At 65.9% G+C, this 13378-nt stretch carries 13 protein-coding genes; 8 read left to right on the top strand and 5 right to left on the bottom strand.

All coding sequences use genetic code 11. The annotated features are described in order from the left end of the window. Window positions 1-177 precede the first annotated feature (177 nt). The gene (glnL, locus tag RT614_RS08860) at window positions 178-1242 is read left to right on the top strand and encodes a nitrogen regulation protein NR(II) (RefSeq protein ID WP_076521019.1); all 1065 of its coding nucleotides are present in this window, start codon (window positions 178-180) and stop codon (window positions 1240-1242) included. Then, on the top strand, window positions 1242-2747 hold the full coding sequence (ntrC, locus tag RT614_RS08855) for a nitrogen regulation protein NR(I) (protein ID WP_313621739.1): 1506 nt from the start codon (window positions 1242-1244) through the stop codon (window positions 2745-2747). The genes glnL and ntrC overlap by 1 nt, the downstream gene beginning before the upstream one ends. Before the next feature lie 41 nt (window positions 2748-2788). Here the strand turns inward: ntrC and RT614_RS08850 are convergent, their stop codons facing one another. Then, window positions 2789-3724: a LysR family transcriptional regulator gene (locus RT614_RS08850; protein ID WP_313621738.1), complete on the bottom strand. Its 936-nt coding sequence runs from the start codon at window positions 3722-3724 to the stop codon at window positions 2789-2791. 158 nt (window positions 3725-3882) lie between these two features. On the opposite strand from RT614_RS08850, the gene RT614_RS08845 reads away from it, so the two are divergent. The 5 genes from RT614_RS08845 to RT614_RS08825 all read left to right on the top strand — a co-directional run bounded on the left by RT614_RS08845 (window position 3883) and on the right by RT614_RS08825 (window position 8296). Next, window positions 3883-4581, top strand: a complete 699-nt coding sequence (locus RT614_RS08845) for a pirin family protein (RefSeq protein WP_313621737.1) — start codon at window positions 3883-3885, stop codon at window positions 4579-4581. A 102-nt stretch (window positions 4582-4683) separates the two neighbouring features. Continuing rightward, window positions 4684-5589, top strand: coding sequence for a pirin family protein (locus RT614_RS08840; protein ID WP_313621736.1), 906 nt, complete (start codon window positions 4684-4686; stop codon window positions 5587-5589). Window positions 5590-5667: 78 nt separating this feature from the next. Then, the gene (locus tag RT614_RS08835; RefSeq protein ID WP_313621735.1) at window positions 5668-6258 is read left to right on the top strand and encodes a CGNR zinc finger domain-containing protein; all 591 of its coding nucleotides are present in this window, start codon (window positions 5668-5670) and stop codon (window positions 6256-6258) included. Between the two features lie 206 nt (window positions 6259-6464). Further along, on the top strand, window positions 6465-7337 hold the full coding sequence (locus tag RT614_RS08830; protein ID WP_313621734.1) for an alpha/beta hydrolase: 873 nt from the start codon (window positions 6465-6467) through the stop codon (window positions 7335-7337). A gap of 53 nt (window positions 7338-7390) precedes the next feature. Beyond that, window positions 7391-8296, top strand: a complete 906-nt coding sequence (locus RT614_RS08825) for a LysR family transcriptional regulator (protein ID WP_313621733.1) — start codon at window positions 7391-7393, stop codon at window positions 8294-8296. Here the strand turns inward: RT614_RS08825 and RT614_RS08820 are convergent. Both RT614_RS08820 and RT614_RS08815 read right to left on the bottom strand, forming a co-directional pair. Then, window positions 8293-8769, bottom strand: coding sequence for a RidA family protein (locus tag RT614_RS08820; protein WP_313621732.1), 477 nt, complete (start codon window positions 8767-8769; stop codon window positions 8293-8295). The genes RT614_RS08825 and RT614_RS08820 overlap by 4 nt on opposite strands. Before the next feature lie 59 nt (window positions 8770-8828). Beyond that, on the bottom strand, window positions 8829-9575 hold the full coding sequence (locus tag RT614_RS08815; protein ID WP_313621731.1) for an SDR family oxidoreductase: 747 nt from the start codon (window positions 9573-9575) through the stop codon (window positions 8829-8831). 207 nt (window positions 9576-9782) lie between these two features. On the opposite strand from RT614_RS08815, the gene RT614_RS08810 reads away from it, so the two are divergent. After that, the gene (locus tag RT614_RS08810; protein WP_313621730.1) at window positions 9783-10760 is read left to right on the top strand and encodes a tripartite tricarboxylate transporter substrate binding protein; all 978 of its coding nucleotides are present in this window, start codon (window positions 9783-9785) and stop codon (window positions 10758-10760) included. A gap of 55 nt (window positions 10761-10815) precedes the next feature. Here RT614_RS08810 and RT614_RS08805 read toward each other — a convergent pair whose 3' ends face one another. Both RT614_RS08805 and RT614_RS08800 read right to left on the bottom strand, forming a co-directional pair. Next, on the bottom strand, window positions 10816-11592 hold the full coding sequence (locus tag RT614_RS08805) for an ABC transporter ATP-binding protein (RefSeq protein WP_313621729.1): 777 nt from the start codon (window positions 11590-11592) through the stop codon (window positions 10816-10818). A 5-nt stretch (window positions 11593-11597) separates the two neighbouring features. Then, the gene (locus tag RT614_RS08800) at window positions 11598-13268 is read right to left on the bottom strand and encodes an iron ABC transporter permease (protein ID WP_313621728.1); all 1671 of its coding nucleotides are present in this window, start codon (window positions 13266-13268) and stop codon (window positions 11598-11600) included. Window positions 13269-13378: the final 110 nt, after the last annotated feature.

The following is a 13378-nucleotide window of genomic DNA, read 5'->3' as shown; positions in this document are numbered from 1 at the left end:
GTAGCTGGGGGAGCGCGATGAGGTAGGCAGAAACCAGGGCCCACACCACGCGCACCGCCAGGTCGCTGTCCCACGAATTGCCGCCGGGCCGAAAAGCCCGGCGCGCAGGGCGCCGGGCCGGCGCGGCGTATGCGGACGCGTTCCGCTTTCCCCCAGTTCATTCGGGTACGTTGAAAAATGAATGTAGAAGCTCTCGATCTGCTAGCCACGTCCGTTTTCCTGGTCAACGAGCGCGGCCACATCGAATACGCCAACGCAGCCGCCGAGGACCTGTTCGGCCGCTCGCGCAAGCAACTGGGGGGGCAATCCGCCGCCACTCTGTTCGACAATCCCGAGAATATCCAGTCATCGATCGACCGCGCCGCCGGTGGACGGTACGCCGATGTGAGGCAGTTGGCCTCGCTGCGCCGCGCCGCCGAATCCGTCGAGGTCGCCGTGACTACCGTAGGGCTGACCGGCCAGCGCTGGCCGGTGCTGATCGAAACGCGCGAGATCGAGCAGCGCGTCCTCGCCGACCGCAACCATCGGCTGGTCGACGAGATCGAAGCCCATCGCGAATTGCTGCGCAACCTTGCGCATGAAGTGAAGAATCCCCTGGGCGGGCTGCGCGGTGCGGCCCAATTGCTGGAGGCCGAGCTGCCCAGCGCGGCGCTGGCCGAGTACACCCAGGTCATCATTTCCGAAGCCGACCGCCTGCAGGCGCTGGTGGACCGCCTGAGCGGTCCGCAACGTGTGCCGCTGAACGCGCGTCCGGTGAACATCCACGAAATCTGCGAGCGCGTCTGCGCGTTGATCCAGGCCGAATTCCGCAACGACGTCACCATCCAGCGGGACTATGACGCGTCGGTGCCTGACCTGAAGGGCGACGCCGCCCGCCTGATGCAGGCCGTCTTGAACGTGGCGCGCAACGCCGCGCAGGAGCTGGTGGCCCGGCCTCAGGGTCCGCAGACCGAGCCTGGCGTCGTCACCTTGCGCACCCGCGTCGCGCGTCAGGTCATGCTTGCGCACCGGCAACACCGGCTGGCGCTGGTGCTATCCATCATCGACAACGGTCCGGGCGTGCCGGACCACATCCGTGACCGCATCTTCCACCCGCTGGTCACAGCGCGGGCTGGCGGGACCGGCCTGGGCCTGAGCCTGGCGCAGGACTTCGTGCAGCAGCACGGCGGCATCATCGAATTTGAATCCCGGCCAGGGCGCACCGAGTTTCGCCTGGTCCTCCCGATGGAGCCCGCAAACTGATGAAACCCGTATGGATCGTCGACGACGACCAGGCCATCCGCTGGGTCCTCGAAAAAGCCCTGGCGCGCGCTGGCGTCCCAACCCGCAGCTTCTCGCAATCGGCCGACGTGCTGGAAGCATTGACACGCGAAGCGCCGGTGGCGCTGGTGTCCGATATCCGCATGCCGGGCGGCAACGGCCTTGAGCTGCTGCGCCAGCTCAAGGAGCGGCATCCTGGCCTGCCGGTCATCGTGATGACCGCCTTCGCCGACCTGGACAGCACCGTGTCCGCCTTCCAGGGCGGCGCGTTCGATTACCTTGCCAAGCCGTTCGACGTGAACGAAGCGGTTGCGCTGATCCAGCGCGCCATGCAGGAGTCCACGCAGCCCGAGACGCCCGAAGGGCAGGGCGACGCCGCGCAGAACAACGAGCGCTGGATGATGACCCAATCGTCATCCACCGCCATGCAGGAAGTCTTTCGCGCCATCGGCCGGCTGGCGCAATCCAAGGTCACCGTCCTGATCACGGGCGAATCGGGCACGGGCAAGGAATTGGTGGCCCGTGCGCTGCACGGCCATGGGGTGCGCGCAAGCGGTCCCTTCGTGGCGTTGAACGCCGCGGCCATTCCGCGCGACCTGCTGGAAGCGGAACTCTTCGGCCACGAACGAGGCGCCTTCACCGGCGCGAACAACCTGCGCCGCGGCCGCTTCGAGGAAGCTCATGGCGGCACCTTGTTCCTGGACGAAATCGGCGATATGCCGATCGAGCTGCAGACCCGCCTGTTGCGTGTGCTGGCCGAAGGCAGCTTCTACCGGGTCGGCGGCGCGCAGCCGGTGCGCGTGGATGTGCGCATCGTGGCGGCCACCCACCAGCCGCTGGAGCAGCGCGTGGAACAGGGCCTGTTCCGCGAAGACCTGTTCCATCGCCTGAACGTGATCCGCCTGCGCCTGCCTCCGCTGCGGGAACGGGTCGAGGACATCCCGGCGCTGGCCCAGCACTTCCTGACTGCCAGCGCGCGCACGCTGGGCGTGCCGGTCAAACGGCTGACGCCCGAGGCGCTGGCCGTGCTGACCAAGTTCGACTTCCCCGGGAACGTTCGCCAGTTGGAGAACTTCTGCCACTGGCTGACGGTGATGGCGCCAGGCCAGACGGTGGAGCGAGCCGATCTGCCGCCCGAAATCCGCGCCATGGAGCATCAGCCGCCGGCAGGCAGCGCGTCGCTACGTCCCGCCGCGCCGATGGCCGGCATGGGCACCGTCGTGCAGGCCGCGGCATCGGCCGCCGTGTCCGTTGACGATTCGGATCCCCGTAACTGGCAGGATTCGCTGCTGCGAGACGCGCAGTACCGATTGGAACGCGGCGAGCCCGCGGTGATGGCGACGCTTACGCGCCAGTTCGAAAAGATCCTGCTGCAAAGCGCGCTGGACGCCAGCCGCGGCCGCCGCGTGGAAGCGGCTTCGCGTTTGGGTATTGGCCGCAACACCATCACGCGCAAGTTGCGTGAACTGGGCATCGAAGACGAGTGACGGCGGGCCGGGCGCGTGTCCGGCCTTGCCATCGCGCCGCGTCACAGCCCCAGCAGGCTCTCGCACAGCCGCGGCGACTTCAGCTTCTGCAACCACCACTTCATCGCTTCGCCCGGCGGCTCGGCCCGCCAGGCGTAAGCCACGTGTTCCGTCAGGGACATTCCTTCATCCGTTTCGCACACCACCAGCGACCCGTCGGCCAGATAGGGCGCGGCCAGGGTCAGCGGCAGGTAGCCGCAGCCCAAACCGCGCACCTGGGCCTCGATCTTGGCCTGCATCGTGGGCATGACCAGCGTGGGCTGCTCGGACAGGATGCCCCGCGATTGGGCGGGCAGGTTGCGTGAGGTGTCCGCGACGACGACGGCGCAATAACGTGTGACGTCAGCGCGGCTCAACGGCTGCGGCAGCAGCGCCAACGGGTGGTTCGCCGCCACGCAGAAGCCGAACTGCATCACGCCGATGGCCTGCGATCGGTAGGGTCCCGTGGGTTCGCCTGTCGCTCCTGCACCGATGACCAGATCCGCGCGGCCCGACGTCAGCGCATCCCAGTTTCCGCTCAGCACCTCGCTGGAAAAGCGCAGCGTCGTAGCGCTGCCCACGGCGTGGAACTCGTCGATCAGATCGTAGATAGGCCGCCACGGCAGCACCGCGCTGACGGCGATGCGCAATTGCACTTCCCATCCTGTGGCGATGCGCTTGACCCGACTGGCCAGGTCGTCCAGCGATTGCAGCAGATGGCGCCCATCCTTGAGCAGGGCCTCGCCGGCAGGCGTCAGCAGCGCCCGATGTCCGGAGCGGTCAAACAGCAGCACATCCAACCCGTCTTCCAGCTTGCGGATGGAGTAGGTCACCGCAGACGGGACTTTGCCCAGTTCCCGCGCCGCCTTGGCGAAGCTGCCGTGGCGTGCGATGGCGTCGACCAGAACCAGGAGTTCCGGGGTGATGGGCTGCGTGGAAATGGGGCGTAGGAAGGGCATTCAAATAATTTGAACGAAGTCATCAAAATATCGCGCCAAAACGGCGCTTCGGCACGCGCAGAATACCACTCATGCCGGGGTTGCAGACAAACGGCAAGGCAGGAAGCCCAGCCACGATGCAGCCCCAATCATTCATATTATTGAAACAGGAGTTCAAGATGCTTACGATCCGCCGCGCTGCCGAACGGGGTCACGCCAACCATGGCTGGCTCGATTCGTTCCACACCTTCTCCTTCGCCAACTACTACGACCCGGCTCACATGGGCTTCGGCTCGCTGCGTGTGATCAACGACGACCGCATCGGCGCCGGACGCGGCTTCGGCACCCACGGCCACCGGGACATGGAAATCATCACCTACGTGCTTGATGGCGCCATTGCACACAAGGACAGCATGGGCAGCGGCTCGACCATCCAGCCCGGCAACGTGCAGCGCATGAGCGCGGGCCGCGGCGTGATGCACTCCGAGTTCAACCCGCTGCCCGATACGGAAACGCACATGCTGCAGATCTGGATCGAGCCCGACGTGACCGGTATTGCGCCCGAGTACGAAGAACGCGCGTTCAGCGATGAGCAAAAGCGTGGCCGCCTGCAAGCCCTGGTCACTGCGGACGGCGCCGACGGATCGATGAAGATCCATCAGGACGCCCGCCTGTACGCCGGCTTGTTCGACGGCGATGAATCGGCTTCGCTGGCGCTGGCTGCCGGCCGGCGCTCCTGGGTCCATGTGGCTCGCGGCAGCGTGATCGTGAACGGCGTCGAGCTGTCTGCGGGTGACGCGGTGGCCATCACGGACGCCGACCGTGTCGAGCTGTCGGGCGGCAAGAACGCCGAAGTGCTGGTGTTCGACCTGGCCTGAGGCCAACCGCCGGGCGGATCTGGATATCCGCCCGGTTTCACACTTTATCGGCCGCAAGGCCATTAAGATGGCCAGAGGCCTATTCACGCGGAGCGTTGCATCATGTCGACCTTGTCCCAAGCAGGCGAAAGCCAGATCGAAACCGTTGTGGTGCCGCGCACCAGCGACCTGGGCGGATTTTCCGTTCGCCGAGCCATCCCGTCGGCGCAGCGCCGCACCGTGGGCCCGTTCGTCTTCCTGGACCACATGGGCCCGGCTGACTTCGACGTGGGCAGCGGCATCGACGTGCGGCCACATCCGCATATCGGGCTGTCGACAGTCACGTATCTGTACGAAGGCTCCATGGTTCACCGCGACGGCGCGGGTCATACCCAGACGATTCTGCCTGGCGAAGTGAACTGGATGACCGCCGGCCGCGGGATCGTTCACTCCGAACGCTCGTCGCCGGAAAGCCGGCTGGCTGCACAACGCCTCTGTGGCCTGCAGATCTGGGTTGGCCTCCCGAAGGCGCACGAGGAAACCGACCCCGGTTTCACGCATTACGGTCTGGATGCCCAGCCCGTCGTCGAAGGCGAGGGCGTGCGCGCCCAGGTGGTTGCGGGTTCGCTGTTCGGCAAGACCTCGTCGGTCAAGACGCTGTCGCCGCTGTTTTACGGCGATCTTCAATTGCAGGCTGGCGCCGTGACGGTGCTTCCGGCCGAGCACGAGGAGCGCGCAGCCTACCTGGCCCAAGGCACCGTTGAGATCGACGGCCAGACCTACGAAAGCGGACGCCTGGTCGTGTTTGCCCCGGGCAAGCCCGTCCAGGTCCGCGCCAAGACCGCGGCGCGCTTTGCCGTGCTGGGCGGAGAGCCGCTGGATGGCCCGCGCTTTGTCTGGTGGAACTTCGTTTCCAGCAGCAAGGATCGCATCGAGCAGGCCAAAGAGGAGTGGCAACGTACCCGCTTCGATCAGATCGTGCCCGGGGACGAAACGGAATACATTCCGCTGCCCGAACCGCGCGCATGATCATCACGCGTGGTCGGCCAGTGCTTGTGTAACTTTTATTGTTAATTTTTGAGGGTTACACTGGCGCCGGAGGCCACCATGAACATGACGCAAGCACCTGACTTCAGGGAATTGGGCGACCACGTTGCCCTGGACATGATCAACACCGTCGAACAAAGCGCCGCAGGTCCGTTGGACCGCTGGCAGTCCGACTCGGACGTCAACGCCTGGCTGGCGTCGGTGGGCATGGCGCCAGATCAGAAGGCGGCCCCGACGGGGCTGCTGGACGGCGCGCGCAAACTGCGTGAGGCCGTCCGTCTGTTGGTGTCGCAGCGCAAGGCGGGCGCGCCCCTGGAGCTTTCCGCCCTGAATCGGGCCTTGGCGGCTGGCGGAAGCCATCTTGAGCTGGCCGTGCAGGACGGAAGCAGCTTGTCGCTGGCGCGCCGCTATCCTTCGCGGACAGCTGCGGAATGGCTCCTGCCCGTTGCCGAGGCAGCCGCTGATCTGCTGGTGCATGGCGATTTCGACCTGGTTCGCAAGTGCGAAAGCGACGCCTGCTCGCTTTGGTTCTACGACCGCACACGATCCCACAAGCGGCGTTGGTGCAGCATGGCGCTGTGCGGCAACCGCCATAAGGTGGCGGCCTTTCGCAAGCGGGAATCCGACGACGCCGCCACCAGGACGCGGTGATCCGCAAGACCCATATTTCGCCCGGCGCCTGCCGGGCTTTTTTATGGGCGCCAAGCCCGGGCCGGCGGGAGCGAGGTGAGCAGGAAAGATAAACGGGTCTGTACGGTAACCGGTATAAATTCTATTGACAGGTTACTCGAAGTGCGTAGACTGTGTCGTGAAGCTTCCCGATCCGCCGTATTCCCTTCTCATGCCCGGAGACCCAAATGAACGCCCAAGCCGATAACACCGTCCGCTACCGTCACGCAAAGGCCGACGGCCTGCGCTTCTTCTACCGTGAAGCCGGAAATCCGCAGGCGCCCGTGCTCTTGCTGCTGCACGGCTTTCCCACCTCATCACACCAGTTCCGCAATCTGATTCCGCAGCTTGCCAGCCATTTCCGGGTCATCGCGCCCGATCTGCCCGGTTTCGGCTTCACGGAAGTCCCGGCCGAGCGGGGCTATCGCTACACGTTCGACAACCTGGCCAAGTCGCTCGAAGCGTTCGTGGATGAGCTGCGCCTGGATCGCTACGCCCTGTTCTTTTTCGACTATGGCGCCCCGACCGGGCTGCGCCTGGCTTTGGCCCATCCGGAGCGCGTTACGGGCCTGGTGTCCCAGAACGGCAACGCCTATCTCGACGGGCTGGGCGACGCCTGGGCTCCGATCCGCGCCTATTGGGCGGATCCTTCGCCGCAGAACCGGCAGACCATCCATGATGCGATCCTAAATTTCGAAGGCACGAAATGGCAGTACGTGCATGGCGTCGCCGACCCCGACAGCGTCGCGCCGGAAGGCTACACGCTCGATGCGGCCCTGCTTGAACGTCCGGGCAACAAGGACATCCAGCTCGACCTGTTCCTGGACTATGCGAACAACTTGACGCTGTACCCGGCGTTCCAGCAGTTTTTCCGTCAGTCGCGGCTGCCGACGCTGGCGATCTGGGGGCGCAACGACCCGTTCTTCATTCCGCCCGGCGCCGAAGCCTACCGGCGCGACAATCCGGATGCGGTCGTTGAGTTGCTGGACACCGGTCACTTCGCGCTGGAAACTCACGGCCAGTACATCGGCCAGCGCATCATCGACGTGCTCGGCCGCTAGGGGTGCGGGGGGCGGTTTACGGCCGCCGCGCCATCCGTTTCGCTGGAGCCTCCATGACCCGCCACTTTGACGACCTGCAGCTGGGCAGTATCGAAATCTTCTGCCTGGCCGCGGAACTCAGCAGCTTCACCGCCGCGGCGAACGCCGCCGGCGTGACGCCGGCCGCCGTCAGCCGCAGCGTGTCGCGGCTGGAGGCGCGGCTGGGCATACGCCTGTTCGTGCGCAGCACCCGGCACATCCGCCTGAGCGACGAAGGGCGGGCGTACTTCGAGCAGGTGCGCCCCGCGATCGCGCAGCTCGTCGACGCAGAGCGGCAGGTGGGCGGCCAGGAGGCGGCGGGCAGATTGCGCATCAGCCTGCCGACCCCGTATGCCCACTACCGGGTCCTGCCGCTATTGCCTGCATTCCGCGAGCTACACCCCAATGTCGATGTGCACATCCATATCAGCAACCGCAATGTCGATTTTGCTGACGACGGCTATGACTTGTCCGTGCGCGGGCGGGCGCCGGACGATTCCGCGTTGATCGCACGCAAGCTGGAGGACGCCGAACTGGTCGTGGTGGGATCTCCGGACTACCTGCGCCGGCGCGGCACCCCGAAGGAGCTCGACGACCTTGGCGCGCATGACTGCATTCAGTTCGATCGACCCAGCAGCGGCCGACGGATTCCTTGGACATTTCTGCGGGACGAAGAGCACGACGACGTCCAGACGGACGGCCCCTATGGCACGGCCGAAGACGTCTTGGGCGGCGTGACGCTGGCCAGAGCCGGGGCAGGTCTGTTCCAGACCTATCGGTTCGTGGTGGAAGAAGACCTGCGGCAGGGCAGGCTGGTCGAGGTGCTTGGCCAGTATGGCGGCAGCACCCGGCCTTTCGTATTGCTGTATCCCCACGCGAGGCATGTGCCGCGCCGGGTGCGCGCATTCGTCGATTTCCTGGTCGACCGGCTGGCGCGTTAAGCGCGGTTTTCGGCGCGGGCAAGCTGGGCGATCACCACCAGGATCACGGCGACGTTGCCCGGCTGCTGCGAGACGGAATTCGCCGTGCGAGCATGGCCCGCCTTGTCGCCCAGCACTCGCGCGAAAAGACCCGATGCGCCGTCTATTACCTTGGGCTGGTCCAGGAAGCCCGGCGCGCTGGCGACGTAGCCTTCGACGCGGACAATGTGGTCCAGCGCGTCGAAGCTGCCGGCGTGCTCGCGGATCTGCGCCAGCACATTCAAGGCCGCCAGTTCCGCGGCTCGTCGCCCCTCTTCAAGCGTCAGTTCCGCGCCGACCCGTCCCTGCCATACGACGCGGCCGTCGCGCAGCGGCAATTGGCCGGAGATGAACAGCAGGTCGCCGGCCTGGCTGACGGCGGTGTATTGGCCCAGCGGCTGCGGGGCAGGGGGGAGGCTGAGGCCAAGTTCGGCCAATCTGGATTCAACGGACATGGCAAGGCTCGCTGTAGGTGTGCCGCCCGCGGGATTCCCGAGGGCGGCACGGGTGAATGCTACCAATGGCCAGCGGCAGCGCCGCCATCGACAGGGAGAATGGCGCCGGTGGTGAAGGCGGAGTCGGTCAGATACGTGACCGCGCCGACAATGTCGTCCACCTTGCCGAGATGGCCCGCGGGCTGCAGCGACTTCAGGAAGTGGAAACTGCCCGGGTCGTGCATCGGTGTTTCGATGATGCCCGGCGCCACCGCGTTCACGCGGATGTTCTTGTCGGCAAGTTCAATCGCCAGCCCGCGGGTGGCGTGATTCAAGCCACCCTTGATCAGCACGGGCAACAGCGCCGGCACCCGGGTGCTGGGTTGCATGGCGATGCTGGCCGTGATGTTGACGATATGGCCATCGCGGTTTTCCGCCATGTGGGCGACGGCCTGCTGGGTGATGTGGAAGAAGCCTTTCAGGTTGGTGTCGATGATGCGGTCCAGGTCTTCGTCGGTGTATTCGCCCAGCGGTTTGGGGATGAAGATGCCGGCGTTGTTGACCAGCACGTCGATCTTGCCGAAGCGCTCGATGGCCTGGCGCACGATGTCTCGCGCCGTGCTGGCCAGCGCAATGTCGCCGGCGACAGGAAGAAAGGTCGCGGGCCGGCCCGCGGCAAGGTCACCAAGGCGTTGCGCCGCGGCCTCCAGGCCTTCCTTGCTGCGGGCATTGCCCACCACGTTGTCACCGCGGCGCAGGTAGGCCTGCGCCAGGGCGAATCCGATACCGCTGGACGCGCCCGTGATCACTACAGTCTTGTTGGACATTTTCAATTCTCCGGTTCTGGCATTTGAGGGTGCCTGCGCGCTCAGACAGTGAGGAGAACTATAGGAGCTGGCCCGCGGGCGATAAACGCCCGCGGAGGAACATGAATTGATACGTGGAGGAACAAGCGGCGGCCAGCACTGGGCGGTGAGCCTGCGCAGCGATAAGATGCGCTACCCGTGCCTAACAACAAACGGGATGGAGACACTATGCATCGCCACACTTCGCGTTCGCTGCGCGGCCTGGCCGCTCTGGCGTTGGTCCAAAGCGCCGCACTCGCGCACGCCGCAGATTACCCAACCAAACCTATCACCTTTATCGTGCCGTACACCGCCGGCGGAACCACCGATCTGGTGGCGCGCACGGCGGGCCAGAAAGTGGCAGAGAAGCTGGGACAGGCCGTCATTGTCGAGAACCGTCCTGGCGCAGGCGGCAACATCGGCATGGACGCCGTCGCCAAAGCGGCGCCGGACGGCTACGTCATCGGATTTGGTGCGATATCCACGAATGCGCTTAATCCCTTCGTGTATCCGAAGATGCCATTCGACCCGACCAAGGATTTCACCGGCGTGAGCATGCTGGGGGCGTCTTCCGTGGTCCTCGAGGTTGGACCGGCTCTGAAGGTGGACAGCGTCAAGGATCTGGTCGCATACGCCAAGACGCATCCCGGCACTTCATTCGGGACGCCCGGCGCGGGCACGTCGATGCACCTCGCGGGGGTGATGTTCGACCAGTTGACCGGAGCCGGCATGCAACACGTGCCCTACAAGGGGAGCGCTCAGGGCCTGAACGACCTCCTGGGCGGACACCTGCCGGTGATGTTCGACAATCTACCCGCCTCGTTGCCGCACATCAATGCGGGCAAGGTCCGCGCCCTTGCGGTCACGGGCAGCAAGCGCGCGCCGGCCCTGCCGGATGTGCCCACGCTGGCTGAATTGGGCTACGCGGGCGCCGTCGTGGATCCCTGGTTCGCGGTGTATGGGCCGGCCGGGATGTCGCCCGAGGTGACTCGCATCCTGAGCGAAGCCTTTCAGTCCGCGTTGGCCATGCCTGACGTGAAGGACAAGCTGGAAAAGGCCGGCTTCATGCCTTATGGGTCCACGCCGCAGGAAGTCGAACGTCTGACCCAAAGCCAGCACGAGGCCTTCAAGGCGCTGTCCCAGAAGGTCAAGCTGTCGGCAGACTGATCCGCGCGGCGGGGTTCCGCCAGCAGCCTGGCTGGCGGCCCTTCGATCATCGCAGCTAGCGGCCGCGCGCCAGCGCCTGCTCGCGCTGCTCTTCAAGCGCCTCGCGGCGGATGAAATCCCGCACGAAGGCATCGGCCGGATTGTGGTGCAGGTTGTACGGACTGTCCCACTGCGCGATCCTGCCCTTGGACATCACGCCGATGCGGTCGGCAATGGCGAACGCTTCTGCTTGATTGTGCGTGACCAGGATGGCGGTATGCCCCGTGGTCTTCAGGATTTCGCGCACCTCGAAGGCAAGCCGTTCGCGCGTGTCCACGTCCAGGTTCGAGAATGGTTCGTCCAGCAGCAGCAGATCGGGCGACGGCGCGAGCGCGCGCGCCAGCGCCACTCGCTGTTGCTGGCCGCCGGAAATTTCGTGCGGGTAGCTGTTGGCCGCATGCGCCAGGCCAACCAGTTCCAGCATTTCCTCAACCCGGCGCGCGCGTTCGGGACGCGGCATCTTGCGCAGGCCGAAGGCCACGTTCAGCGCGACCGTCAGATGCGGAAACAGCGCATAGTCCTGGAACATCATGCCGACGCGCCGCAACTCTGGCGCAACCTGTTCGGTTGGCGAAGAGATGACGGCGCCGTCCAGCAAAATGCGGCCCGCGCGCACCGGCTCGAAGCCGGCGATGGCGCGCAGCACCGTGGTCTTGCCGCAGCCGGACTCGCCCAGCAGGCAGCCGATGTGGCCCGTGGGCAAGCCCAGCGACAGATCCTGCACGATCGGCTTCAGGCCGGCAGGGGTGTCGTAGGCGAGAGAGATATGGTCGATTTCAAGCAGATCGGGCACGATGATCAATGTCCCATTTTCAGATTGGTGCGCGCCAGCAGGATAACGGGCAGCAGGCCGGCCAGCACGATGGCCAGCGCGGCCACGGCCCCTTCCTCGTACGTGCCGCGCGCGGCCTCCGCGTAGAGCCACGTGGCCAGGGTGTCGAAGTTCATGGGTCGCAGCAGCAGCGTCGCGGGCAGTTCTTTCATGGCATCCACGAACACGAGCAACGCGCTGGCGGCCAGCGCCGGGCGCAGCAGGGGCAGGTGGACGCGGCGCAGCGTGCCGGCAGACGTTTCGCCCAGCAGGCGCGAGGCCTGTTCCAGCGACGGAGGAATCCGCGCCAGGCCGGCCTCCAGCGCGCCGGTCGAAATTGCCATGAAGCGGATGGCGTAGGCGCACACCAGCGCGCCCATCGATCCCATCATGAACAGGCCGGCGCCACCGAACACCCGCGCGACGGCGGTGTCGATCCAGACGAAGGGCGTCAGCAGCCCGATGGCCAGCACGGTTCCGGGCACGGCGTAGCCCAGGCTGGCGATTCGCGCGCACGCGCGCCCCGGGTTGAAGCTGGCGCTCTCGCGCAGGCTGCGGCCGGCCCAGGCGACGACCAGACCGCAAAGCAGCGTGACGACGGTGGCGCACGAGGCCACGATCACGGTATTGCTGAGGCCGTGGATCAACTGGTCCGATACGCCGCCCACCAGATGCAGGCGCTTGTAGGTTTCCACGACCAGATACAGCGCGGGCGCCGCAAAGCCGATCAGAACGGGAATCCAGCCGAGCGCGACCGCGGCGGCGGCTGCTGCCCCGCGCAGCCGGCGCGGCTGCATCGGGCGCATACGTTGGGTGTTGGCATACCGTTGGCGCTTGCGGCCATGACGTTCCAGCAGGATAAGTCCGATGACGATAGCCAGCATGGTCAGCGCGATCTGCGCCGCGCCCGCCAGATCGGAACGCGTGACCCAGGTGGTGTACACGGAGACGGTCAACGTCTGCACACCCAGGAACTCGGATGCCCCGATGTCATTCAGCGTTTCCAGCAGGGCCAGGCTCACGCCGACGACGATGGCAGGTCGAGCCAGGGGCAGGGCGACCCGACAGAACACCGCCACGCGTCCCGCGCCCAGGGTGCGGGCGGCTTCGAGGAGGCTGGCGGCCTGCGTCATGAACATGACGCGCGTGCTCAGGTAGACATACGGATACAGCACGAAGCCCAGCACGAAGATCGCGCCGTAGATCGAGCGCAGGTCGGGCAGGCGAAACTGCCGAGGGCTGTCATAGCCCAGCAGCGTCCGGATGGCCGACTGGATGGGTCCGATGGGATGCAGCAGGTCCAGGTACGCGAAGGCAATGATGTAGGTGGGAACGGCCAGGGGCAGCAGCAGGGCCCAGGTCAGGATGCGCCGCGAGGGAAATTCGTACGCCGTCACCAGCCATGCGGCGCCGGTGCCGAGCAGCGTCACCAGGACGCCGACGCCAGCCAGCAGGATGGCGGTGTTCGTCAGTGCTTGCGGCAGCACGTAGCTGGCCAGGTGCTGCCAGTGCGCCAGGCTGCCGCCCAGCGCCCACCAGCCCAGCGTCAATATCGGCGCCAGCACGGCCAGCGCGATCAGGACGGCGCCGGCCAGCCAGCCGGTGCCGCGTTCAGCCCAGCGCAGACGCAGCGGCCGGGGCAAGGAATCTATATGCATGCTTCAAAGTCGATGGCATCAAAGGCAAGGCCTGTTCCCCCCAAAAAGGGGGAACAGGCCCTACGCGCGGCGCCGGTGGCGGGACGCGCGTGTCAGTGCCGCGAAGGTCG

This window comes from Achromobacter sp. (assembly GCF_032102605.1).
Taxonomy (GTDB): Bacteria; Pseudomonadota; Gammaproteobacteria; order Burkholderiales; family Burkholderiaceae_B; genus Achromobacter.
This window is presented reverse-complemented; position numbering and strand designations above follow the sequence as displayed.